A 23,173-nucleotide genomic window follows, 5' to 3' on the forward strand; every position below is an offset into this window, starting at 1 on the left:
AACTGTAGCAGGAAGGAACAGCATGACAGATGTGACCATTAAAGCGCTGGCCTCAGAGATTCAGACCTCTGTGGATCGCCTGATACAGCAATTTGCTGATGCAGGGATCCGCAAATCGGTCGATGACTCTGTGACCGCGCAAGAGAAGCAAACCTTGTTGACGCACCTGAACCGTGAACACGGCTCGGCGCCCGACAAGCTGACGCTGCAGCGCAAAACGCGCAGCACGTTAAATATTCCAGGTACCGGTGGAAAGAGCAAATCGGTACAAATCGAAGTCCGCAAGAAACGCACCTTTGTGAAACGCGATCCGCAAGAGGCAGAACGCCTTGCCGCGGAAGAGCAGGCGCAGCGTGAAGCGGAAGAGCAGGCCCATCGTGAAGCTGAAGAAACGGCTAAGCGAGAGGCGCAATTAAAAGCTGAACGTGAGGCCGCAGAACAAGCTAAACGTGAAGTCGCTGATAAAGCGAAACGTGAAGCTGCGGAAAAAGACAAAGTGAGCAATCAACAAACCGACGAAATGACAAAAAACGCCCAGGCTGAAAAGAGCCGCCGTGAAAACGAAGCTGCAGAGCTGAAGCGTAAATCGGAAGAAGAAGCACGTCGCAAGCTTGAAGAAGAAGCGCGCCGCGTGGCGGACGATGCACGCCGTATGGCCGCAGAAAACGAAAAGAACTGGACAGAAACCCCAGAAACGCCTGTTGAAGAAACCTCTGACTATCACGTGACCACGTCTCAGCATGCTCGTCAGGCAGAAGACGACAACGACCGTGAAGTTGAAGGCGGTCGTGGCCGTGGCCGTAACGCCAAAGCAGCACGTCCTCAGAAGAAAGGCAACAAGCACGCTGAATCCAAAGCCGATCGCGAAGAAGCCCGTGCGGCAGTACGCGGTGGTAAAGGCGGCAAGCGTAAAGGTTCTTCTCTGCAGCAGGGCTTCCAGAAGCCGGCTCAGGCCGTGAACCGTGACGTTATCATTGGCGAAACCATCACCGTTGGCGATCTGGCTAACAAGATGGCGGTCAAAGGCTCTCAGGTCATCAAAGCGATGATGAAGCTGGGCGCAATGGCGACCATCAACCAGGTCATCGACCAGGAAACCGCGCAGCTGGTTGCCGAAGAGATGGGCCACAAGGTTATCCTGCGTCGTGAGAACGAGCTGGAAGAAGCGGTAATGAGCGACCGTGATACCGGCGCTGCGGCAGAAGCCCGTGCACCGGTTGTGACCATCATGGGTCACGTTGACCACGGTAAAACCTCGCTGCTCGACTATATCCGTTCAACCAAAGTAGCGTCCGGCGAAGCGGGTGGTATTACCCAGCACATCGGTGCGTACCACGTTGAAACTGAAAACGGCATGATCACCTTCCTGGATACCCCGGGCCACGCCGCGTTCACCTCAATGCGTGCTCGTGGTGCTCAGGCAACGGATATCGTTGTTCTGGTTGTTGCCGCGGACGATGGCGTGATGCCGCAGACTATCGAAGCTATCCAGCATGCGAAAGCAGCGCAGGTGCCGGTGGTTGTTGCGGTCAACAAAATCGATAAGCCAGAAGCGGATATGGATCGCGTTAAAACCGAACTGTCTCAGTACGGCGTGATGCCGGAAGAGTGGGGCGGTGAGTCGCAGTTCATCCCTGTTTCTGCGAAAGCCGGTACCGGTATCGACGATCTGCTGAACGCCATCCTGCTGCAGGCTGAAGTTCTGGAGCTGAAGGCCGTTCGTAACGGTATGGCAAGCGGTGCGGTTATCGAATCCTTCCTGGATAAAGGTCGTGGTCCGGTTGCTACCGTTCTGGTACGTGAAGGTACTCTGAACAAGGGCGATATCGTTCTGTGTGGCTTCGAATACGGCCGCGTTCGTGCAATGCGTAACGAACTGGGTCAGGAAGTGCTGGAAGCAGGTCCGTCTATTCCGGTTGAGATCCTCGGCCTGTCCGGCGTTCCGGCAGCGGGTGATGAAGTGACCGTCGTTCGTGACGAGAAAAAAGCGCGTGAAGTTGCGCTCTATCGTCAGGGCAAATTCCGCGAAGTCAAACTGGCGCGTCAGCAGAAGTCTAAGCTTGAGAACATGTTCGCTAACATGACCGAAGGCGAAGTTCACGAAGTGAACGTAGTACTGAAAGCGGACGTTCAGGGCTCTGTGGAAGCAATCTCTGACTCTTTACTGAAGCTGTCTACCGACGAAGTCAAAGTGAAGATCATTGGTTCTGGCGTAGGTGGTATCACTGAAACCGACGCGACCCTGGCTGCGGCATCCAACGCTATCCTGGTTGGCTTCAACGTACGTGCTGATGCCTCTGCTCGTAAAGTGATTGAATCTGAAAGTCTGGATCTGCGCTACTACTCCGTCATCTATAACCTGATCGACGAAGTTAAAGCAGCAATGAGCGGCATGCTGTCTCCGGAACTGAAACAGCAGATCATTGGTCTGGCTGAAGTGCGTGATGTGTTCAAATCGCCGAAATTTGGCGCCATCGCGGGCTGTATGGTTACCGAAGGTACGATTAAGCGTCACAACCCAATCCGCGTACTGCGTGACAACGTGGTTATCTATGAAGGCGAGCTCGAATCCCTGCGCCGCTTCAAAGATGACGTTAACGAAGTCCGTAACGGCATGGAATGTGGTATCGGCGTTAAGAACTACAACGACGTTCGCGTTGGCGACATGATCGAAGTGTTCGAAATCATCGAGATCCAACGCACCATCGCGTAATCTTCGTCGACTGCTGGGCCGCAGCGCCTGTTGCTGCAGCCTAACATTGTCAGAAGATCGCTGAAGGTAAGCCGGGTTAGCGAAGCGCCACCCGGCAATAATTCTAAAAAGGGGCTTATAGCCCCTTTTTTGTCTTTATTCTGGAGAATTTATTATGGCGAAAGAATTTGGTCGCCCGCAGCGCGTAGCTCAGGAGATGCAAAAAGAGATTGCTATCATCCTGCAGCGCGAAATTAAAGATCCGCGCCTGGGCATGATGACTACCGTCTCAGGCGTAGAAATGTCCCGCGATCTGGCCTATGCCAAAGTGTTCGTGACGTTCCTGAACGACAAAGATGAAGCCGCTGTTAAGGCGGGTATTAAAGCGCTGCAGGAAGCATCCGGATTTATCCGCTCTCTGCTGGGTAAAGCGATGCGTCTGCGTATCGTGCCGGAACTGACCTTCTTCTACGACAACTCGCTGGTCGAAGGGATGCGCATGTCTAACCTGGTGACCAGCGTGGTGAAGCATGACGATGAGCGTCGTGTGAATCCGGACGACGTCAAGGAGGACTAATGAGTCGTCCTCGTCGTCGCGGCCGCGATGTGCACGGCGTGCTGTTGCTGGATAAACCCCAGGGGGCTTCCAGCAATGACGTACTGCAAAAAGTAAAACGTATTTATAACGCTAACCGGGCAGGGCACACCGGCGCGCTGGATCCGCTGGCAACCGGCATGCTGCCGATTTGCCTCGGAGAAGCGACCAAGTTTTCCCAGTACCTGCTCGATTCCGACAAGCGTTACCGCGTCATTGCCAAACTGGGTCAACGCACTGACACCTCTGATGCCGATGGTCAGGTTGTGGAAGAGCGCCCGCTGGCCTTTAGCGAGGCTCAGCTGGCCTCTGCGCTGGAAGGCTTTCGCGGCGAAACTCAGCAGGTGCCCTCCATGTATTCGGCGCTGAAGTACCAGGGTAAAAAGCTGTATGAGTATGCCCGCCAGGGGATTGACGTCCCGCGCGAAGCCCGGCCGATTACCGTCTACGAGCTGCTGTTTATTCGCCATGAAGGCGATGAGCTCGAGCTGGAAATCCACTGTTCAAAAGGGACCTATATTCGTACGATTATCGACGATTTAGGCGAAAAGCTAGGCTGCGGCGCGCACGTTATTTTCCTGCGCCGCCTGGCGGTCAGCAAGTATCCTGTTGAACGTATGGTGACGCTAGAACAGCTGCAGGCGCTGGTTGAACAGGCGCAAGAGCAGGATATTCCTGCCGCGCAGCTGCTCGACCCGCTGCTGATGCCGATGGACAGCCCGGCGTCGGATTATCCGTTGGTTAATATTCCCGAAACGTCGGCGGTATACTTTAAAAACGGTAATCCGGTCCGCACTTCTGGCGCGCCGAAGCAGGGTCTGGTTCGCGTAACGGAAGGTGAAGACGAGAAGTTTCTCGGCATGGGCGAGATTGATGACGAAGGCCGCGTGGCGCCGCGTCGTCTGGTCGTTGAATACCCTGTCTGAGGGCTGTTCTTGCGATAAAAGCTGGCTGCGAGTAGAATATCGCCGCCTGACGTCCGCAAAAATGTTTTAACATTTTCGGGCGTCGCATCAGGGGTTGCTGAATTAGAGATCGGCACCCTTTCTTTCTTTTAATTTTTGGAGTTCAAAATGTCTCTAAGCGTTGAAGCTAAAGCAAAAATCGTTTCTGAGTTTGGTCGTGGCGAAAACGACAGCGGTTCTACCGAAGTTCAGGTTGCACTGCTGACTGCCCAGATTAACCATCTGCAGGGTCACTTCTCCGAGCATAAAAAAGATCACCACAGCCGTCGTGGTCTGCTGCGCATGGTTTCCCAGCGTCGTAAACTGCTCGACTACCTGAAACGTAAAGATGTTGCACGTTACTCTTCGCTGATCGAGCGTCTGGGTCTGCGTCGCTAGTTCTGCGAGTTTCAGAAAAAGGGGCCTCAGGGCCCCTTTTTTCGACCAGGCGGCAGCAATTAGCTAAAAACTCATGTATTGTTGCTATTAATGATCTTCGTGCAGAGGTTCGCGCGGCTAATGAGAGGCTTCATCCGCAGGGGCGGGTAAAGGTTGTCATTAGTCGCGAGGATGCAGAAGATCGGGTCATCTGACGCTATATCCTCGATATAGCGTCACTTTTTGATAAAAGGATAGAATTTTGCTAAATCCGATCGTTCGTAAATTCCAGTACGGCCAACACACCGTAACCCTGGAAACCGGCATGATGGCCCGCCAGGCCACTGCTGCTGTCATGGTAAGCATGGATGACACCGCGGTATTCGTTACCGTTGTTGGCCAGAAGAAAGCGAAGCCAGGCCAGGACTTCTTCCCGCTGACCGTAAACTATCAAGAACGTACCTATGCAGCAGGTAAAATCCCGGGTGGTTTCTTCCGTCGTGAAGGCCGTCCAAGCGAAGGCGAAACCCTGATTGCGCGTCTGATTGACCGCCCGGTTCGTCCGCTGTTCCCGGAAGGTTTTGTTAACGAAGTTCAGGTTATTGCTACCGTTGTTTCCGTTAACCCGCAGGTTAACCCGGACATCGTTGCCATGATCGGTGCTTCCGCTGCGCTGTCCCTGTCCGGTATTCCGTTTAACGGTCCTATCGGCTCCGCGCGCGTTGGCTACATCAACGACCAGTACGTGCTGAACCCGACTCAGGATGAGCTGAAAGAAAGTAAGCTGGACCTGGTTGTTGCCGGTACCGAAGCTGCGGTCCTGATGGTTGAATCCGAAGCAGAACTGCTGAGCGAAGACCAGATGCTGGGCGCGGTGGTGTTCGGCCACGAGCAGCAGCAGATTGTTATTCAGACCATCAACGATCTGGTGAAAGAAGCGGGTAAACCGCGCTGGGAATGGCAGCCGGAAGTCGTAGACGCCGCGCTGAATGCCCGCGTTGCAGCCCTGGCTGAAGCTCGCCTGAGCGATGCTTACCGCATCACTGACAAACAAGAGCGCTATGCTCAGATTGGCGTGATCAAAGCTGAAACTATCGCCACGCTGACCGCTGAAGATGAAACCCTGGACGCTAACGAGCTGGGTGAAATTCTGCACGCTATCGAGAAAAATGCCGTTCGTAGCCGCGTACTGGCAGGCGAGCCGCGCATCGATGGCCGTGAAAAAGATATGATTCGTGGTCTGGACGTTCGTACCGGCGTACTGCCGCGTACCCACGGTTCTGCACTGTTCACCCGTGGCGAAACTCAGGCGCTGGTTACCGCGACCCTGGGCACCGCGCGTGACGCACAGAACATCGATGAGCTGATGGGCGACCGTACCGACTCCTTCCTGTTCCACTACAACTTCCCTCCGTACTCCGTAGGCGAGACCGGAATGGTAGGTTCACCGAAGCGTCGTGAAATTGGTCACGGTCGTCTGGCTAAGCGCGGCGTGCTGGCCGTGATGCCGACCACCGAAGAGTTCCCGTACACCGTTCGCGTGGTTTCTGAAATCACTGAATCTAACGGCTCTTCTTCCATGGCTTCCGTTTGCGGTGCCTCTCTGGCACTGATGGACGCCGGCGTGCCGATTAAAGCCTCCGTTGCGGGTATCGCGATGGGTCTGGTGAAAGAAGGCGACAACTATGTCGTTCTCTCCGATATTCTGGGCGACGAAGATCACCTGGGCGATATGGACTTCAAAGTTGCGGGTTCCCGCGACGGTATCTCTGCTCTGCAGATGGATATCAAAATTGAAGGTATCACCAAAGAGATCATGCAGGTTGCGCTGAATCAGGCTAAAGGTGCGCGTCTGCACATTCTGGGCGTCATGGAGCAGGCGATTAACGCGCCGCGCGGCGACATCTCCGAATTCGCACCGCGTATCCACACCATCAAGATCAGCCCGGACAAGATCAAAGACGTTATCGGTAAGGGCGGCTCCGTAATCCGTGCGCTGACTGAAGAGACCGGCACCACCATCGAAATCGAAGATGACGGTACCGTGAAAATCGCAGCGACCGATGGCGACAAAGCGCAGCACGCGATTCGTCGTATCGAAGAGATTACCGCTGAGATCGAAGTTGGCCGTATCTACAATGGTAAAGTGACCCGTATCGTTGACTTTGGCGCATTCGTTGCCATCGGTGGCGGTAAAGAAGGTCTGGTGCATATTTCTCAGATCGCCGACAAGCGCGTAGAGAAAGTCACCGATTACCTGCAGATGGGTCAGGAAGTGCCGGTTAAGGTTCTGGAAGTTGACCGTCAGGGCCGCGTCCGTCTGAGCATCAAAGAAGCAACTGAGCAGACTCAGCCTGTCAGCGCACCGGAAGCTCCGGTCGCAGAGCAGGGCGAGTAAGGTTGCCGTTTGCCCTCCGCGTTTGCGGAGGGCGTATTACGGGCAGGACGCCTTGTTTGCAGCCGGGGAACTGGACGTTCATCCAATCGTTGTCTTCGGGAGTGGGAAATGAAGCCTTTTTTGCGCTGGTGTTTCGTGGCGACAGCTCTCACGCTGGCAGGATGCAGCAGCTCTGCCTGGCGTAAGGACGCAGTCCTCGCGGTGCCATTGCAACCGACTTTGCAGCAAGAAGTGATTCTGGCGCGCATGGAACAAATTCTTGCCAGTCGGGCTTTAACCGATGATGAACGCGCACAGCTTTTATATGAGCGCGGAGTGTTGTATGATAGTCTCGGTCTGAGGGCACTAGCGCGAAACGATTTTTCACAAGCGCTGGCAATCCGACCTGATATGCCCGAAGTATTCAACTACTTAGGCATATATTTAACGCAGGCAGGCAATTTTGATGCTGCCTATGAAGCGTTTGATTCTGTACTTGAGCTTGATCCAACTTATAACTACGCGCACTTAAATCGCGGCATCGCCCTGTATTACGGGGGTCGTGCTAAGTTAGCGCAAGATGATCTGCTGGCGTTTTATCAAGACGATCCCAATGATCCTTTCCGTAGCCTGTGGCTTTATCTCGCTGAGCGCAAACTCGACGAGAAGCAGGCGCTTGAAGCACTGAAACAGCGCTTCGACAAATCGGACAAAGAGCAATGGGGATGGAACATTGTCGAGTTCTACCTTAACGATATCAGCGAAAAAACGCTGATGGATCGTTTGAAGGCAGACGCAACGGATAACACCTCGCTCGCTGAGCATCTCAGTGAAACCAACTTCTATTTAGGTAAGTACTACCTAAGTCTGGGGGACAAGGACAGCGCTACGGCACTGTTCAAACTGGCGGTCGCAAACAACGTTCACAACTACGTTGAGCACCGATACGCATTGTTGGAATTATCGCTCTTGGGCCAGGAGCAAGATGACCTGGCAGAATCGGACCAGCAATAGCTGACGAACAAACATCAGCCCAAATTTTTATTGCCATCACCTTCGCGGGTGAGGGCGTTGTTGTTCGTTAATACACCTACTTTGAGCCGGTTCACACTTTTCAATGAAAATTACTGTAAATTTTCACGTTGAGTTATGTAGACTGGCCGCCATTAATTTTGAGGCACACGTACTACATGGCTGAATTCGAAACCACTTTTGCAGATCTGGGCCTGAAGGCTCCTATCCTTGAAGCCCTTAACGATCTGGGTTACGAAAAACCATCTCCGATCCAGGCTGAATGCATTCCGCATCTGCTGGGCGGCCGCGATGTTCTGGGTATGGCCCAGACGGGTAGCGGTAAAACCGCAGCGTTCTCTTTACCGCTGCTGAACAATCTTGATCCTGAGCTCAAAGCACCGCAAATCCTGGTGCTGGCACCGACCCGCGAACTGGCGGTACAGGTTGCTGAAGCGATGACGGACTTCTCTAAACATATGCGCGGCGTAAACGTGGTAGCCCTTTACGGCGGCCAGCGTTATGACGTGCAGCTGCGTGCTCTGCGCCAGGGACCACAAATCGTTGTCGGTACCCCGGGTCGTCTGCTTGACCACCTGAAGCGCGGTACTCTGGATCTCTCTAAGCTGAGCGGTCTGGTGCTGGATGAAGCTGACGAAATGCTGCGCATGGGCTTCATCGAAGACGTAGAAACGATTATGGCTCAGATCCCGGAAGGTCATCAGACCGCTCTGTTCTCTGCCACTATGCCGGAAGCGATCCGCCGTATTACCCGCCGCTTTATGAAAGAGCCGCAGGAAGTGCGCATCCAGTCCAGCGTAACCACTCGCCCGGACATCAGCCAGAGCTACTGGACTGCTTACGGCATGCGTAAAAACGAAGCGCTGGTGCGTTTCCTGGAAGCGGAAGATTTTGATGCGGCGATTATCTTCGTTCGTACCAAAAATGCGACCCTGGAAGTGGCCGAAGCGCTGGAGCGTAGCGGCTATAACAGCGCCGCGCTGAACGGTGACATGAACCAGTCCCTGCGTGAGCAGACTCTGGAGCGTCTGAAAGATGGTCGTCTGGACATCCTGATTGCGACCGACGTTGCGGCCCGTGGCCTTGACGTTGAGCGTATCAGCCTGGTTGTTAACTACGACATCCCGATGGACTCCGAGTCTTACGTTCACCGTATCGGCCGTACCGGTCGTGCAGGTCGTGCAGGCCGTGCGCTGCTGTTCGTTGAGAACCGCGAACGCCGTCTGCTGCGTAACATCGAACGCACCATGAAGCTGACCATTCCGGAAGTAGAGCTGCCAAACGCAGAGCTGCTGGGCAAACGCCGTCTGGAAAAATTCGCCGCTAAAGTTCAGCAGCAGCTGGAAAGCAGCGATCTGGATCAGTACCGTGCTCTGCTGACGAACATCAAGCCGTCCGCTGAAGGCGAAGAGCTGGATATCGAAACTCTGGCCGCAGCACTGCTGAAAATGGCTCAGGGCGAACGTCCTCTGATCCTGCCGCCGGATGCGCCGATGCGTGCTAAACGCGAATTCCGCGATCGCGACGATCGTTTCGAACGTCGTAATGACCGTAACGATCGCAATGACCGTGGCCCGCGTGGCGACCGTCCTGAGCGTAGCGGTGAAGATCGTCCTAAACGCGAGCGTCGTGACGTTGGTGATATGGAACTGTATCGCATTGAAGTGGGCCGCGACGATGGTGTTGAAGTTCGTCACATTGTTGGCGCTATCGCTAACGAAGGCGACATCAGCAGCCGTTACATCGGTAACATCAAGCTGTTCGGTACCCACTCAACGATCGAGCTGCCGAAAGGCATGCCGGGCGAAGTGCTGCAGCACTTTACTCGTACCCGTATCCTGAACAAGCCGATGAACATGCAGCTGATGGGCGATGCCCAGCCGCGCCCTGAGCGTAGCGGTGGCGAGCGTCGTGGCGGCGGTGAACGTCGTGAAGGCGGCCGTGCTTTCGGCGGTGAACGTCGTGAAGGCGGTCGTGGTTTCGGCGGTGAACGTCGCGAAGGCGGTCGTGGTGATGGTCGTCGTTTCAGCGGCGAACGTCGTGAAGGCCAGGCACCTCGTCGTGAAGGTCATGCTCCGCGCCGTGATGATTCAGCGCCGCGTCGCGAAGATTCCGCCCCGCGTCGGGATGACTCTTCAAGCCGTCGTCGTTTCGGTGGCGATGCGTAATTAGCTTCCGCTAGCGTAAAGTAAATGATACAGCCCCGATCTTAACGATTGGGGCTTTTTTTATTTCAATTGTACTCGTGTACTGGTACAGTGCTGCACGCTAACGATGAGCAAAGTATTATTGACTGGAGATTACGCTAAATGGCGACACTAACCACTACGGCATCGCGCCCGTCCTTAATTGGCGGCGTGGTGATTATCGGCGGAACCATTATTGGCGCGGGCATGTTCTCGCTGCCGGTGGTCATGTCCGGCGCGTGGTTCTTCTGGTCGCTGGCGGCTCTGGTTTTCACCTGGTTCTGCATGCTGCATTCCGGGCTGATGATTCTGGAAGCCAACCTGAATTACCGCATTGGCTCCAGCTTCGATACCATCACCAAAGATCTGCTCGGCAGAGGCTGGAACCTGATTAACGGCGTGTCGATTGCCTTCGTGCTCTATATCCTCACCTACGCCTACATCTCGGCCAGCGGCTCAATATTGCACCATACCTTTTCCGAGATGTCGCTCAACGTTCCGGCGCGGGCGGCAGGATTGGGCTTTGCCCTGCTGGTGGCGTTTGTCGTGTGGCTGAGCACCAGGGCGGTAAGCCGCATGACGGCGATTATGCTGGGAGCGAAGGTCATTACGTTTTTCCTGACCTTCGGCAGCCTGCTGGGACACGTACAGCCGACGACGTTATTCAACGTTGCCGAGCAAAACGCATCCTATATGCCGTACCTGCTGATGACGCTGCCGTTTTGCCTGGCATCCTTCGGCTATCACGGCAACGTCCCCAGCCTGATGAAGTACTACGGTAAAGATCCGCGCACCATTACGCGCTGCCTGGTTTACGGCACGCTGCTGGCGCTGGGGCTGTACGTTATCTGGCTGCTGGTGACGATGGGCAATATCCCGCGCGCGGAGTTTGTCGGCATCGCGCAGAAGGGCGGTAACATTGATGTCCTGGTGCAGGCGCTGAGCGGCGTGCTGAACAGCCGCAGCCTGGATCTGCTGCTGGTGGTGTTCTCAAACTTTGCGGTAGCCAGCTCGTTCCTCGGCGTGACGCTGGGGCTGTTTGACTATCTGGCAGACCTGTTCGGTTTCGATGACTCCGCGCTGGGGCGCTTTAAGACCGCGCTCCTGACCTTCGTACCGCCGGTTATCGGTGGCCTACTGTGGCCGAACGGCTTCCTGTATGCCATCGGCTATGCGGGACTGGCGGCAACCATCTGGGCGGCAATCGTCCCGGCTCTGCTGGCTCGCGCATCGCGTAAGCGCTTCGGTAGCCCACAATTCCGCGTTTGGGGCGGAAAGCCGATGATTGCGCTGATTCTGCTATTCGGCGTCGGCAACGTTATCGTCCACTTCTTATCGAGCTTTAACGTTCTGCCGGTTTATCAATAACGACTTCGCTTCCCGGCCGGCATTACGCGCGGTCGGGAAGCGGGGCGGACGTTAACCCAACAGCTCCTCTTTCACCTGCATTGCCAGCTCAAACGAGTGCAGGCGCGCCTGATGATCGAAAATCTGGCCGTTAACCATCAGCTCATCGGCCTGAGTTTCGCGCAATATCGACTCCAGACCGTGACGGACCTTCGCCTTATCCCCGACCAGAGACATGCTCAACGCCTGCTGTACGCCGTATTGCTCGGAGGCAGACCACAGCTGATGCATATTCTCCACCGGCGGCGGCAGCTGGCCGGTTTCACCCCGGCGTAGCTTAGCGAAAGCCTGCTGCATTGAGGTAAACAGGAACTCCGCATCGCGGTTACTGTCGGCGGCAACAATATTGATGCACACCATCGCATACGGTTTCTCCAGCCGCGCCGAGGGTTTGAAATGCGTGCGGTACAGGTGCAGGGCCTGGAACAGCATGTCTGGTGCAAAGTGCGAAGCGAAGGCAAACGGCAGGCCGAGCTGCGCCGCCAGCTGGGCGCTGTAGAGGCTGGATCCAAGCAGCCATACCGGGATCTGCTCCCCGTAGCCGGGCACCGGGCGCACGTGCGGATTCGGGTCACGGGCATCGAACCAGTCAACCAGCTCCGCAACATCGCGCGGGAAGTTATCGACGTCACCGCTCATGTGGCGGCGCAGCGCGCGCATGGTGGGCTGATCGCTACCCGGGGCGCGGCCAAGACCGAGGTCGATGCGGCCAGGATAGAGGGTATTCAGCGTGCCAAACTGCTCGGCAATCACCAGCGGCGAGTGGTTGGGCAGCATCACGCCGCCGGAACCGAGGTGCAGAGTGCGGGTGTTGGCCGCCAGATAGCCGATAAGCACCGACGTCGCGGCGCTGGCAATACCGACCATATTGTGGTGCTCCGCCAGCCAGTAGCGGTGATAGCCGCGTTTTTCAGCCAGCTGCGCCAGGTCTAACGAATGGGAGAAGGCTTCTTTCGCCGAAGAACCTTGCGGGATCGGTGCCAGATCGAGCACCGAGAACGGAATAGATTTGTCAGTCATAAAGGCTCACTTTGCTACAGCATAGTCATCAGATTGAAGGTCTTCTTCCAGCCTGGCGCATCCGGGGCGCGCCGGCCAGAAAAGCTGCGGCTTCAATAGTGCATTAAAAAGTGACGATAGCTATTAACAAAGTGAGCGGTTTATCAGCTCTGTAGCTCCAGCCCGGCCAGCCGTTTCCAGTAGCCATTGCACTCGCTGTTGGCAGTGAGCGGCAGCGGCGAGGCGCCGTTTTCGTTTGCCCGGAAGGCATCGAGCGTGGCAAAGACGTTGTTATCCAGCGGCGACAGGCGAACCATATCGACCAGGCCGCGCATCGACGCCAGCTCGTTGCCGAGGTTATAGACGTATCCGCTCATGGTCTGAATGCCGTTGAGCACAAAGACCTGCTGGTTTTCCTGCGACAGCACGTCGCGGCCGTTGGGGTACTTGATGCAGCAGGTTTCGCACTCATCCTTCGGTTTGTCTTCCGAGCGGGCGGTAAAGCAGCGCGCGGAGTAGGCCAGCGGCAGGTGGCCATAGCTCAGCACTTCAACCTCGAACCGCTCGCGGATCCCCAGCTCTTCACACTGCGTCAGCAGGTTCATTAGCCAGTCGCGGGAAAGTTCGACCGGCATACACCAGCGCACCATTCCCTGCCTGAGCAGCAGGCGCAGGGTCACGGCGTTATAGCAGTTGAGCGCATGGCCGGCGACGAACGGCAGCTTGCGTTCAGCGCACATATTGACGACCCCCAGATCGCTGGCCTCAATCAAAAACTCACCGTTGTCGACGTAGCGTTTCAGCTCCCCCAGTTCAGAGGAGGCCTGCACCAGGGCGAGGGTAGAGAGGACCACCTGCTTGCCGCTGCTCGCCAGCATTCTTGCCATATCGATCCAGTCGCCGACTTTGGTCGCGCGGCGCTTGCTGCATACCGCTTCCCCGAGATAAATCGTCTCGGCGCTACAGCCTGCCGCCTGCTGGTAAAAATCTTCCAGCGTCTCTTTTGGCCAGTAGTACAGCACCGGCCCTAATGAATATTTCATCACGTTTCTCACTGCCATTTACGGTGATAGGCGCCAAGGGTGGTTTGCGTCCCCTCGGACATTGCGCCGAGAGTCTCCATCCATGCGGATTGTGGGACAAAATCCTGCGGGGAGGCCTTGCAGCGATCGATTGCCTGACGCCAGACCTTCGCTACCTGGGTGACGTAGGCCGGGCTACGCTGGCGGCCCTCAATTTTCACCGAGGTAATATTCGCCGCCATCAGCTCCGGCAGCAGCTCAAGAGTATTCAGGCTGGTGGGTTCTTCCAGCGCGTGATAGCGCTCGCCGTCGACCAGGTAGCGGCCTTTGCACAGGGTGGGGTAGCCGGCGTTCTCGCCGTCCTGATAGCGGTCAATCAGGACTTCATTAAGGCGCGACTCCAGGCCCTGCGGAGTCTGCTGCCAGCGAACAAAGCGCGCGGGCGAACAGGCGCCGACGGTATTCGGCGACTCGCCGGTCAGGTATGAGGAGAGATAGCAGCGGCCTTCCGCCATAATGCACAGGCTGCCGAAGGCGAAGACCTCCAGCGGAACAGGGGTGGCGCGCGCCAGCTGTTTGACCTGATGGATGGAGAGCACGCGCGGCAGCACCACGCGGGCGACGTCGAAATTGCGGTGATAGAAGCGCACCGCTTCTTCGTTGGTCGCAGACGCCTGAACCGAAACGTGACGCTCAATATGCGGATAGCGCTCGGCGGCATATTCCAGCATGGCGATATCGGCGAGGATCAGGGCATCGGCCCCCAGCTGGGCGGCCATATCCACCGCGCGCTGCCAGCGGGCGTAACCGTCCGGGTGGGCGAAGGTGTTGATCGCAATATGCAGCTTGCGGCGATGCTGATGGACGAAGCTGACGGCTTCCTGCAGCTTCTTTTCGGTGAAATTAAGACCGGCAAAGTGGCGGGCGTTGGTGTCATCTTTCAGCCCGATATACACGGCATCGGCACCGTTTTCGATGGCCGCCTTAAGCGCCGGGAGGTTGCCGGCTGGGCAGAGCAGCTCCATAATTTTTCCTGAAAAACGCGGCCTGTCGGCGACGCTGAATGGTTAACGAGCAGGGATTTTAGTTAACCTTCTGGTGACAATTTTTGATTTGAGGCAGTTAAAAGCGTATTGGTGGCGCCAATAATAGGTACCCGTCATGGTGATTTTGTTGATTTACGCCGCTATGTTGTTTATTTGATATGGCACAATAGCGGAACTGTCGCTTTCATGGAGTAAAGCTTGTGTTGGATAAATTGCGTTCCCGGCTGGTCCACTTTGGCCCGTCTTTGATGAGCGTGCCGGTTAAGCTGGCGCCTTTTGCCCTCAAGCGCCAGGTGCTGGAGCAGGTGCTCAGCTGGCAGTTTCGTCAGGCGCTGGCGGATGGAGAACTGGATTTTCTCGAAGGCCGCTGGTTAAGTATTAATGTGCGCGATATTGGCCTGCTGTGGTATACCTCAGTGAGCGAGGGTCGGCTGGTGGTTAGCCCGACGGCAGAAGCGGACGTCAGCTTTAGCGCTGATGCCAGCGATCTGCTGATGATCGCGGCGCGTAAGCAGGATCCGGATACGCTGTTCTTCCAGCGTCGGCTGGTTATCGAAGGCGATACCGAGCTGGGGCTGTACGTAAAAAACCTGATGGATGCCATTGAGCTGGAGCAGATGCCGAAAGCGCTGCGCATAATGCTGCTGCAACTGGCGGATTTTGTTGAAGCTGGCCTAAGCAGCCCGCGGAAACCTGAACAGACATCGGTAGGTGAGGCATGCTGATTCGAGTTGAAATTGGAATTGATGCACCGGGAATCGACGCGTTGCTGCGCCGAACCTTCGGCGGCGATGCCGAAGCGCAGCTGGTGCACGATTTACGGGAAGATGGCCTGATCACGCTAGGCGTGGTGGCAACGGACGATGAAGGTCAGGTGGTTGGCTATGTTGCCTTCAGTCCGGTCTCCGTTGAAGGCGAAGAGCTGCAGTGGGTTGGCATGGCGCCGCTGGCGGTAGAAGAAAGCTACCGCGGTCAGGGGATTGGCCGCCAGCTGGTCTATGAAGGGCTGGATTCGCTGAATGAATTTAGCTATGCCGCGGTCGTTACCCTCGGCGAGCCGGCGCTGTACGGCCGCCTGGGCTTTGAACCGGCCGCGCGTTTCGATCTGCGCTGCCGCTGGCCGGACACCTCTGAGGCATTTCAGGTACGCCCTCTGGCCGATGACGCGCTGCAAGGGGTCCACGGACTGGTCGAGTACAGCGACCACTTCAATCGCTTCTAAGGCTCTCCAGCAGGGCTTCAAACGTACCATCTCCGGCAACGAGGCGCTCCTTCTGGCGCTTCGTTAGCTGCTTGATGCGATACTCCAGCCTCAGCGCTAGTGAGTGTTCACCAACTTCCTGACTAAAGGCCAGCTGCAGCGCGCCTTTCCCGCGTAAAGCTTTCGCTCCTTTGCCATCCTGATGCTGACAAAAGCGGCGAGAGACGTCGGTGGTAATCCCGGTATAGAGGCGATTATCGGCGGTACGAATCAGATAGAGAAACCAGCGCACGGTCCAAAGGTCGGTATGTTAAGGTGTGTGCACCATAGCATACTGGAGAAAAAAGATGGATACGCTTGCCGCGATCGGCCGCTGGCTGGGCAAACAGCACGTCGTCACCTGGTGCGTCGCCAGCGAGGGTGAGCTCTGGTGTGCCAACGCTTTCTATATTTATGATCCTGAAAACGTGGCATTTTATCTCCTTAGCGACGAGAAAACTCGCCACGGTCAAATGACCGGCGAGCGCGCTAAGGTTGCCGGGACGGTAAACGGTCAGCCGAAAACCGTGGCGCTGATCCGCGGAGTTCAGTTTAAAGGCGAGATTCGCCGGCTTCACGGAGAAGAGGAGGCAGAGATGCGCCAGCGCTACGTGAGGCGCTTCCCGGTTGCCCGCGCGCTGCCGGCAGCGGTATGGGAAATCAGCCCCGACGAGCTCAAGTTTACCGACAATACCCTCGGCTTCGGCAAGAAGCTGTACTGGCAGCGCGAGGCTGCGAGAGAGTAATTCCCCCGGTAGACGTGCAATTCCTCCCTTTTCTTGCATACTTTTTCTCAAGCTATCCGCCGCCCGTCGCGGCGGAACCTCAGGAGAGATCATGAGCCAGGTGCTGATAACAGGCGCGACCGGTTTAGTCGGTGGGCACTTACTTCGAATGCTGGTGCGTGAGCCGACCGTTTCGGCGATAGCCGCGCCCACTCGCCGCCCGCTGGCGGATACGCAGGGTGTATTCAATCCCCATGACCCTCAGCTGAGCGATGCGCTGGCGCAGGTCGTTGACCCGATAGACACCGTCTTTTGCTGCCTGGGCACCACGCGACGCGAGGCGGGGAGCAAAGCGGCCTTTATCCATGCTGACTATACGCTGGTGGTGGATACGGCGCTGACCGGGCTGCGGCTGGGGGCGAAACATATGCTGGTCGTCAGCGCCATGGGCGCCGACCCGCATTCGCTGTTTTTCTACAATCGCGTCAAAGGGGAAATGGAGCAGGCGCTGCGCGCTCAGGCGTGGCGCAATCTGACCATCCTTCGCCCCTCTATGCTGCTGGGCGAGCGGGACAACAGGCGCGCCAATGAAGCGCTGCTGGCGCCGCTGTTCCGCCTGCTGCCGGGGAACTGGAAGTCTATCGACGCCCGCGACGTCGCACAGGCGATGCTCAGCGAAGCGCTCGCGCCCGCTCAGGAAGGCGTCACCGTTCTGCCATCGGCAAAACTGCGTGAAATCGCCGCCAGCGAGGCGTAGTATTCAGCGCTTCGCTGTATAACCACATTTCTTGCTGGGGAATGCTATGACTGGTCAGTCTTCATCTCAGGCGGCATCATCTTTTCAATGGTGGAAGCCCGCGCTCTTTTTCCTCGTTGTCATCGTCGGCCTGTGGTTTGTCAAATGGCAGCCCTATTACGGTAAGGCCTTCACCGCCGCAGAAACGCACAGCATTGGAAAATCTATTCTCGTCCAGGCCGATAGCAACCCGCTAAAAGCCGCGTGGGATTACGCGCTGGTCTACTTCCTGGCGGTCTGGAAAGCGGCGGTGCTGGGCGTGCTGCTGGGCTCGCTGATTCAGGTGCTGATCCCGCGCAACTGGCTGCTGCGCACGCTGGGGCAATCGCGTTTTCGCGGTACGCTGCTGGGGGCGATTTTCTCGCTGCCCGGCATGATGTGCACCTGCTGCGCCGCGCCGGTGGCGGCAGGCATGCGTAAACAGCAGGTGTCGATGGGCGGCGCGCTGGCGTTCTGGATGGGTAATCCTCTGCTGAACCCGGCGACGCTGGTGTTTATGGGATTTGTGCTCGGCTGGCAGTTTGCCTTGATTCGCCTGGTGGCCGGTCTCGCGACCGTGCTGGTGGTGGCGACGCTGGTACAAAAATGGGTGAAAGAGGCCGCGACTCAGCCGGCGGCGGTGCCCGACGTTTCCCCGCAAATTGCCGAGGGCGGTTTCTTTAGCCGCTGGCTGCGGGCGCTGTGGACGCTGTTCTGGAACACGATCCCGGTCTATATTCTGGCGGTGCTGGCGCTGGGCGCCGCGCGCGTCTGGCTGTTCCCGCACGCCGACGGCGCGATCGGTAACACCCTGTTCTGGGTCCTGGCGATGGCGATAGCCGGCTGCCTGTTCGTTATCCCGACGGCGGCGGAGATCCCTATCGTTCAGACCATGATGCTGGCGGGAATGGGCGTTGCGCCGGCGCTGGCTCTGCTGATCACTCTGCCTGCGGTCAGCGTACCGTCGCTGATTATGCTGCATAAGGCGTTTCCGGCGAAGGCCCTTTGGCTGACCGGCGGGCTGGTGGCGCTGTGCGGCGCGATTGTGGGCGGGCTGGCGTTACTGTGATGATTTTCCGGGCGACAACGCTGAGGGGGTGTCGCCCGGGATGCGGTGTTTACTTGAGGTAGGTAAACGCGGTTGTGACGCGAGAAACGCCGCTGACCCGGCTGGCGATGTCCGCCGCAGCGCGACCTTCGCGGTCGGTTACCAGCCCCATCAGGAACACTTCTCCGTTCTCGGTGGTCACCTTCACGTTCGATGATTTCACCTGGTCAGTGCCCAGCAGCTGGGAGCGAACCTTGGTGGTAATCCAGGTATCCGAAGAGGCGGTGCCGAGTCCGATCGGCTGACCCTGACGCACTTCGTTAAAGACTTCCGTGGTTCCTTCGACGCCCATCGCAATTTGCTTCGCGCGCGCGGAGAGATCGGCCACCGGAGATTGACCGGTCAGCAGGACTTTGCCCTGGTAGGCGGTGACGTTAATGCGGGCCTGCTTCTTAATTTGTTCATCTTTCGACAACGCGCTGTTGACGCGTAGCTCAAGCGTACTGTCATCGACCTGTGTGCCGACCGTACGCGGGTCCGTTGCGGCCTTGGTGCCGACTGCTGCCGTTCCGACGACTGCTGCGGCAACGCATCCCTGAAGCAGTAGCGCAGAAAGAAGGATGGCGAGGGGCGAGAGAGCCTTCATGTGTTCTCCTTATTCGTCCTGGTGTGGAAAAAGCGTGTTATCAATCAAATCGCACAGACAGTTGACGGTAAGCATATGCATTTCCTGAATACGCGCGCTGCGATGCGAGGGAATGCGAATCTCGACGTCCTGCTGACCCAGCAGGCCGGCCAGCTCGCCGCCGTCATAGCCGGTTAACGCAACGATGGTCATATCGCGAGTGACGGCCGCTTCGACGGCTTTCACGATATCCCGACTATTGCCGCGGGTGGAGATCGCCAGCAGTACATCACCAGCGTGCCCAAGCGCGCGCACCTGCTTGGCGTAAACCTCGTCATGCAGGCGATCGTTGGCTATTGCCGTTAAGACCACATTATCGGTATTTAGTGCAATGGCAGGTAAACCAGGGCGCTCCGTTTCGAAACGATTGATCATGCTGGCAGCAAAATGCTGTGCGTTGGCGGCAGAGGTGCCATTGCCACAACAGAGGATTTTGTTGCCGTTGAGGAGTGACTGCACGAGGGTCATCGCCGCGCGGGAGATGGCGTCCGGGAGTGCTTCCGCTGCTGCAATTTGGGTTTGAATGCTTTCAGTGAAGCAGGCTTTAATTCTATCGAGCACGGGATCCCTTAAATTCGTTTACGCTATTCGCCAAAGGCGTTTTTCAGCCATTGGATGTCGTTTCCGGTGAAGGCTACCACATCGAAACGGCAATCCACAGTATCAAAGCTCCCATTATGTCGGGAGAGCCACAGACGCGCGGCATGGAGGAGTCGTTGTTGCTTTTTCAGCGTGACGCTGGAGGCGGCATCGCCGTAGCCTGCGCTACGACGATAGCGCACTTCGACAAAGACGGTAACCGCCCCGTCGCGCATTATCAGGTCAATCTCGCCGCCCCGCTCGCGGGCGTTGGCGGCGATAAAACGCAGTCCCTGGCTTTCCAGCCAACGGCGGGCCTGGGCTTCCCAGGCGTCGCCGGTTCGTTTGGCTAGTTGGCTGAGACGATCTGTCCGCGCTGGTACTTGAGCCATGACAGTTTCCTGTTGATCACGCAGTCCTGCGTGGCCGTCAAATCGCCGGTGTTACCGTTCAGCTCAAATCCCGGCACCTGACGTATTTGCGAGAAATGGTTGGCCAGTGACCAGGCGTCGGCGCCCATCGCGTACAGGCGAGCCAGCGAGTAGTCGTTACGCACGGCGGACAGCGCCTGCTGCATCAGCGCCGGGTTGCTGCCGGCGAGCATTGGGATTTCGCTGTACTGCAGGCCGTCCATTTCCAGGCGGAAGTCCGGGCCAGCGGTGCCCTGAGCGCTGCGAGAGCTGGCGTACAGGGTCACGTTGCTTTGGCTGCCGTTGCGCAGGGCAATCATCGGTTTGATGTAGCCAATTTGTTCCGGCGTCGCGAGGATCCAGGCGGCATCGACGCTGCCGCCGCTGCTGACCGGCACGTCGCTCGGGCTACCCAGCGCGCTATCCTGAGCGGAAGGCAGGGTGGACACCGGGCTACCGGTCAACGAGATACCGCCGTTGACGCTGGACTTCAGCTCGGAGGTTGAGCCAATACGCTGCTGTAAAACCGTGCCGCCGCCAATCTTAAGCCACTCGTTGGCAAAGGCGCTGACCACGCGATCGCCCAGCGCTCCGCGCGGAACCAGCAGCAGCGGAGTCTGCTTGCCCTGATCGTGAATATGGCGTGCCGCATCGCGCGCTTCGTCTTCCGGGGAGAGGGCGAAATAGCAGATATTGGCGCGGTTCTCGACTTTTTCCGGCTGGTTCAGCGCGAGGACGTTCAGGGAGGTGTTGCTTTTAATGACCTCTTCGACGTTGTTTTTAAGCAACGGCCCGACGACGATGGTCGCGCCGTCCTGCTGCACCTGGGCCAGCAGCTGGCTCATCGGCTGGCTGGTGGTGTCATAGATTTTCAGTTCGGCAGCAGGGTTGGCCGGGGTTGAGGCAACCGTCTGGGCCTGCGGCGCCGTCACCGGAGGCTGAGCGGCGTCGGCAGGCGCATCGCTGGTGGCGGCTGGCGTTACCGCTGGCGTCGCGCTCTGTGCGGCCGCCGGAGCGGCGGTTGGCGCAGTGACTGGCTCTGCTGCCGGCGGCGTCGCCTGGTCCGCTGCCGGCGTCTGTACCGGCGCCTGCGCGGCGTTTGCCGCGGTGAGATCGCTGATTTCCGCCTGCGACGGGCTGACTACCTCGCCCCCGGCGGCGTTTGCCGCCTGCGCGACCTGCGCAGGCACCGCGCTTCCGGCAACCGCCGGAGCGCCGTTTTTCGCCGCCTCAAATCCCTGCTGTATCGTGCGGCCAAATACCGCCGCCTGGCCGTTTAACGGCAGCAGCAGGGCGATTTTATTGGTTGATGCCGGCTTATAATTTTGCATGTTCACCAGCGCCGTCGGCAGCATCTTCGCGCCTGGGTTCTGCGGATAGCGGGTCTGCCAGTCTTTCACTCCGGCTTTGAGCAGGGTCGGATCGTTACGATTATCAAACCACATGCGCTGCAGATCCAGCCAGCCCTGCAGGACGTTCTCGTCGGCATTGATAACCAGCGCGTTGGCCTGATCCTGGGTCATCGAGGTCAGCGCTTTCCAGGTCTCGTCGATATTCTTCTGCTGCTGTTTCGGCTGGCTTAGCAGCGGCTGCTGGGCGATAAGGGCGCGCAGCAGGGTAATCGACGGGCGTCCCTGGCTGGCATCGATTTGCGCCTGCCAGTAGCGGGGCTGCTGATTCGTCTCGAAGCTTGCCGGATCGAGCTTGCTCAGCAGCGCCTGAGCGCCCGGGAAATCGTTCTGAGCCAGCTTAACTTCGACCGCCAGCAGCGACTGCTCGCGGGCCTGCGTTTTGTTGAGGTTAGCCGGCAGCTGGTTGAACAGATCGATGGCCTGCTGCTTTTTGCCCTCCTGCAGCAGTGCACGAATGGCGAGTAATTGCCAGTTGGTCTTGCTATCATTCGCGCTTTGCTGCATTTGCTGCAGGTAGTAACTGGAGTTTGCCTGTGCCGTACCCTGTAAAAACGCCGTGCTTTGATCCGGGGTATGGGTGCCGCAGCCAGCGAAGATCAGAGCAGCCAGCAGTACGGGCAGACAACGCGCGGGTTTAGAACGAAGAAATGTTGACGGTACCATATGTATCCAGTGATATTTTTTTGGCTCAATGCTCAATATTAATTCGGCAATACGGACGAGACAATGAAACAACACGAATCAGCAGATAATTCTCAGGGGCAGCTCTATATCGTGCCCACGCCGATAGGTAATCTGTCTGATATCACGCAGCGTGCGCTGGAGGTGTTGCAAGCCGTTGATTTAATTGCTGCAGAAGATACCCGCCATACCGGTTTACTGCTCCAGCACTTTGGGATTAACGCCCGGTTATTTGCCCTTCACGACCATAACGAGCAGCAAAAAGCTGAAACACTTCTGGCAAAGCTGAAGGATGGGCAAAACATCGCCCTGGTCTCTGATGCGGGGACCCCGCTGATCAACGATCCCGGCTATCATCTGGTGCGCACCTGCCGCGAGGCCAATATCCGCGTCGTGCCGCTGCCGGGGCCGTGCGCGGCGATTGCCGCACTGAGCGCGGCGGGCCTGCCGTCGGACCGCTTCTGCTATGAAGGCTTTCTGCCGGCAAAATCGAAGGGACGCCGCGATACGCTGAGGGCGCTGGAAGAAGAGCCGCGGACGATTATTTTTTATGAGTCCACTCACCGCCTGCTGGAAAGCCTGGAAGATATCTGCACGGTGCTGGGAGAGTCCCGCTACGTGGTGCTGGCGCGCGAGCTGACGAAAACCTGGGAATCGATCCACGGCGCGCCGATTGGCGAGCTGGTGGCGTGGGTGAAGGAAGATGAGAACCGCCGTAAGGGCGAAATGGTGCTGATCGTCGAAGGGTTCAAGGCTCAGGAAGAGGCCCTGCCTGCGGACGCGCTGCGGACGCTGGCCCTGCTGCAGGCGGAGCTGCCGCTGAAAAAAGCCGCCGCGCTGGCCGCTGAAATTCACGGCGTGAAGAAAAACGCGCTGTATAAGCACGCGCTGGAGCAGCAGGGCGAGTAGTTTGCTCTGTACTCGATAAGCCGGGCAGGCG

Annotated in this window: 23 protein-coding genes; 15 read left to right on the forward strand and 8 right to left on the reverse strand. The window is 57.5% G+C overall.

The features are described 5' to 3' along the window. Positions 1–22: 22 nt before the first annotated feature. The 9 genes from infB (at position 23) to mtr (ending at position 11,572) form a co-directional block, all read left to right on the forward strand. Positions 23–2,713 carry a translation initiation factor IF-2 gene (gene infB, locus MMW58_RS02690; RefSeq protein ID WP_133600842.1) on the forward strand — a complete coding sequence of 897 codons (2,691 nt, stop codon included), beginning with the start codon at positions 23–25 and terminating at the stop codon, positions 2,711–2,713. 154 nt (positions 2,714–2,867) lie between these two features. After that, entirely contained in the window at positions 2,868–3,269 is a 402-nt protein-coding gene (gene rbfA / locus MMW58_RS02695) for a 30S ribosome-binding factor RbfA (RefSeq protein ID WP_041147389.1), read from the forward strand. Beyond that, complete coding sequence (gene truB, locus MMW58_RS02700; RefSeq protein WP_159237039.1) at positions 3,269–4,213, forward strand: tRNA pseudouridine(55) synthase TruB; 945 nt, start codon at positions 3,269–3,271, stop codon at positions 4,211–4,213. Before rbfA ends, truB begins: the two co-directional genes overlap by 1 nt. Before the next feature lie 147 nt (positions 4,214–4,360). Next, positions 4,361–4,630: a 30S ribosomal protein S15 gene (gene rpsO, locus MMW58_RS02705; RefSeq protein WP_004868066.1), complete on the forward strand. Its 270-nt coding sequence runs from the start codon at positions 4,361–4,363 to the stop codon at positions 4,628–4,630. A 241-nt stretch (positions 4,631–4,871) separates the two neighbouring features. After that, positions 4,872–7,007, forward strand: a complete 2,136-nt coding sequence (pnp, locus tag MMW58_RS02710; RefSeq protein WP_045856622.1) for a polyribonucleotide nucleotidyltransferase — start codon at positions 4,872–4,874, stop codon at positions 7,005–7,007. Positions 7,008–7,115: 108 nt separating this feature from the next. Further along, positions 7,116–8,000 (forward strand): lipoprotein NlpI, encoded by an 885-nt coding sequence (nlpI, locus tag MMW58_RS02715; protein ID WP_045856624.1) that lies wholly within the window; start codon positions 7,116–7,118, stop codon positions 7,998–8,000. Between the two features lie 103 nt (positions 8,001–8,103). Then, positions 8,104–8,184 (forward strand): protein YrbN, encoded by an 81-nt coding sequence (gene yrbN / locus MMW58_RS02720; protein ID WP_115191791.1) that lies wholly within the window; start codon positions 8,104–8,106, stop codon positions 8,182–8,184. Next, the gene (locus MMW58_RS02725) at positions 8,177–10,186 is read left to right on the forward strand and encodes a DEAD/DEAH family ATP-dependent RNA helicase (protein WP_128877087.1); all 2,010 of its coding nucleotides are present in this window, start codon (positions 8,177–8,179) and stop codon (positions 10,184–10,186) included. The genes yrbN and MMW58_RS02725 overlap by 8 nt, the downstream gene beginning before the upstream one ends. Before the next feature lie 141 nt (positions 10,187–10,327). Then, entirely contained in the window at positions 10,328–11,572 is a 1,245-nt protein-coding gene (gene mtr / locus MMW58_RS02730; RefSeq protein WP_241722709.1) for a tryptophan permease, read from the forward strand. Positions 11,573–11,623: 51 nt separating this feature from the next. Here mtr and MMW58_RS02735 read toward each other — a convergent pair whose 3' ends face one another. The 3 genes from MMW58_RS02735 to ubiU form a co-directional block, all read right to left on the reverse strand. Then, on the reverse strand, positions 11,624–12,631 hold the full coding sequence (locus MMW58_RS02735) for a luciferase-like monooxygenase (RefSeq protein WP_041147383.1): 1,008 nt from the start codon (positions 12,629–12,631) through the stop codon (positions 11,624–11,626). 143 nt (positions 12,632–12,774) lie between these two features. Then, the gene (locus MMW58_RS02740; RefSeq protein WP_241722710.1) at positions 12,775–13,653 is read right to left on the reverse strand and encodes a U32 family peptidase; all 879 of its coding nucleotides are present in this window, start codon (positions 13,651–13,653) and stop codon (positions 12,775–12,777) included. 8 nt (positions 13,654–13,661) lie between these two features. Beyond that, positions 13,662–14,657 carry a ubiquinone anaerobic biosynthesis protein UbiU gene (gene ubiU, locus MMW58_RS02745; protein ID WP_241722711.1) on the reverse strand — a complete coding sequence of 332 codons (996 nt, stop codon included), beginning with the start codon at positions 14,655–14,657 and terminating at the stop codon, positions 13,662–13,664. 221 nt (positions 14,658–14,878) lie between these two features. On the opposite strand from ubiU, the gene ubiT reads away from it, so the two are divergent. Then, positions 14,879–15,403, forward strand: coding sequence for a ubiquinone anaerobic biosynthesis accessory factor UbiT (gene ubiT, locus MMW58_RS02750; RefSeq protein ID WP_041147380.1), 525 nt, complete (start codon positions 14,879–14,881; stop codon positions 15,401–15,403). Further along, positions 15,397–15,900 carry a GNAT family N-acetyltransferase gene (locus tag MMW58_RS02755; protein ID WP_241722712.1) on the forward strand — a complete coding sequence of 168 codons (504 nt, stop codon included), beginning with the start codon at positions 15,397–15,399 and terminating at the stop codon, positions 15,898–15,900. Before ubiT ends, MMW58_RS02755 begins: the two co-directional genes overlap by 7 nt. Here MMW58_RS02755 and MMW58_RS02760 read toward each other — a convergent pair. Beyond that, on the reverse strand, positions 15,887–16,171 hold the full coding sequence (locus tag MMW58_RS02760) for a GIY-YIG nuclease family protein (RefSeq protein ID WP_045856638.1): 285 nt from the start codon (positions 16,169–16,171) through the stop codon (positions 15,887–15,889). The genes MMW58_RS02755 and MMW58_RS02760 overlap by 14 nt on opposite strands. Positions 16,172–16,226: 55 nt before the next feature. Here MMW58_RS02760 and MMW58_RS02765 point away from each other — a divergent pair, with 55 nt between their 5' ends. The 3 genes from MMW58_RS02765 (at position 16,227) to MMW58_RS02775 (ending at position 18,487) form a co-directional block, all read left to right on the forward strand. Continuing rightward, positions 16,227–16,664, forward strand: a complete 438-nt coding sequence (locus MMW58_RS02765) for a YhbP family protein (RefSeq protein WP_159237044.1) — start codon at positions 16,227–16,229, stop codon at positions 16,662–16,664. Between the two features lie 91 nt (positions 16,665–16,755). Further along, the gene (locus tag MMW58_RS02770) at positions 16,756–17,400 is read left to right on the forward strand and encodes an NAD(P)H-binding protein (protein WP_133600848.1); all 645 of its coding nucleotides are present in this window, start codon (positions 16,756–16,758) and stop codon (positions 17,398–17,400) included. A 46-nt stretch (positions 17,401–17,446) separates the two neighbouring features. Next, a complete protein-coding gene (locus MMW58_RS02775; RefSeq protein WP_133600849.1) occupies positions 17,447–18,487 on the forward strand; it encodes a permease in 1,041 nt (346 codons plus the stop codon). Positions 18,488–18,536: 49 nt separating this feature from the next. Here the strand turns inward: MMW58_RS02775 and dolP are convergent, their stop codons facing one another. From dolP to MMW58_RS02795, 4 genes are read right to left on the reverse strand one after another with little or no spacing between them, the layout of a single operon-like run. Further along, positions 18,537–19,112, reverse strand: coding sequence for a division/outer membrane stress-associated lipid-binding lipoprotein (dolP, locus tag MMW58_RS02780; RefSeq protein WP_041147374.1), 576 nt, complete (start codon positions 19,110–19,112; stop codon positions 18,537–18,539). A 9-nt stretch (positions 19,113–19,121) separates the two neighbouring features. Further along, entirely contained in the window at positions 19,122–19,712 is a 591-nt protein-coding gene (diaA, locus tag MMW58_RS02785) for a DnaA initiator-associating protein DiaA (protein ID WP_041147373.1), read from the reverse strand. Positions 19,713–19,735: 23 nt separating this feature from the next. Continuing rightward, complete coding sequence (locus tag MMW58_RS02790; RefSeq protein WP_128877092.1) at positions 19,736–20,122, reverse strand: YraN family protein; 387 nt, start codon at positions 20,120–20,122, stop codon at positions 19,736–19,738. Next, a complete protein-coding gene (locus MMW58_RS02795) occupies positions 20,080–22,215 on the reverse strand; it encodes a penicillin-binding protein activator (protein WP_159237047.1) in 2,136 nt (711 codons plus the stop codon). The genes MMW58_RS02790 and MMW58_RS02795 overlap by 43 nt, the downstream gene beginning before the upstream one ends. A gap of 63 nt (positions 22,216–22,278) precedes the next feature. On the opposite strand from MMW58_RS02795, the gene rsmI reads away from it, so the two are divergent. Continuing rightward, on the forward strand, positions 22,279–23,142 hold the full coding sequence (gene rsmI / locus MMW58_RS02800) for a 16S rRNA (cytidine(1402)-2'-O)-methyltransferase (RefSeq protein WP_045856650.1): 864 nt from the start codon (positions 22,279–22,281) through the stop codon (positions 23,140–23,142). Positions 23,143–23,173: the final 31 nt, after the last annotated feature.

Source organism: Klebsiella sp. HC6, from assembly GCF_022605325.1.
GTDB lineage: Bacteria > Pseudomonadota > Gammaproteobacteria > Enterobacterales > Enterobacteriaceae > Klebsiella > Klebsiella terrigena.